General features: G+C 44.1%; 1 protein-coding gene. It reads left to right on the plus strand.

Annotated features, from left to right (window positions below; genetic code table 11):
* On the plus strand, positions 1-889 hold an 889-nt coding region (gene grdC / locus J5G60_RS18515), incomplete at both ends, for a glycine/sarcosine/betaine reductase complex component C subunit beta (protein WP_236035350.1).

Consider the following 889-nt stretch of genomic DNA (forward strand, 5'->3'; position numbering starts at 1 on the left):
CATCGGGCGTTCTGGCACTGATGTATCTTGTAAAAAACTCTGGATTGGATGTAAGTCAAATTGATTATCTAATAGAATGTTCAGAAGAAGCCGTGGGTGATATGAATCAAAGGGGAGGTGGAAATACTGCCAAAGCCTGTGGCGAAATAGCAGGAATAAAAGGCGCCACTGGAGTTGATATGAGGGGTTTTTGTGCGGGACCTGCCCATGCACTGATTACAGCTGCAGCTCTTGTACAATCTGGTGTATATAAGAACGTGGTAGTGTTTGCAGGCGGATGTACTGCCAAACTTGGAATGAATGGAAAGGACCATGTGAAAAAAAATATACCTATCCTGGAGGACTGCCTCGGGGGTTTTGCAGTTCTTGTGTCGGAAAATGATGGAATAAGCCCGGTACTCAGAACTGATGTAGTTGGGAGACATACAATAGCCCACGGTGCTGCTCCCCAGGCTGTAATACAGGCTCTGGTACTTGATCCTCTGACTAAAAAAGGAATGAAAATTACGGATGTGGATAAGTTTGCACCTGAAATGCAGATACCTGATATAACAGAGCCGGCAGGTGCCGGGGATGTACCGACACAAAATTATAAGATGATAGGGGCCCTGGCGGTTAAAAGTGGACAGCTTGAGAGGAAACAGCTGCCTTTATTTGTCAAAGAACATGGTTATCCGGGATATGCACCCACTCAGGGACATATACCATCCGGCGTTCCTATTATAGGACACGGCATAGAACATATAATGAGTGGAAAATTGAACAATTTTATGGTAATAGGTAAGGGAAGTTTGTTTCTGGGAAGAATGACGAATCTGTTTGATGGAGTATCTATACTTGTAGAAAAGAACGATGGCGGGAAAGAGGAGAATACTGAAGTATCCAAAGA

Source organism: Clostridium sp. HV4-5-A1G (assembly GCF_900184915.1).
Taxonomy (GTDB): domain Bacteria; phylum Bacillota; class Clostridia; order Clostridiales; family Clostridiaceae; genus Clostridium_B; species Clostridium_B aromativorans.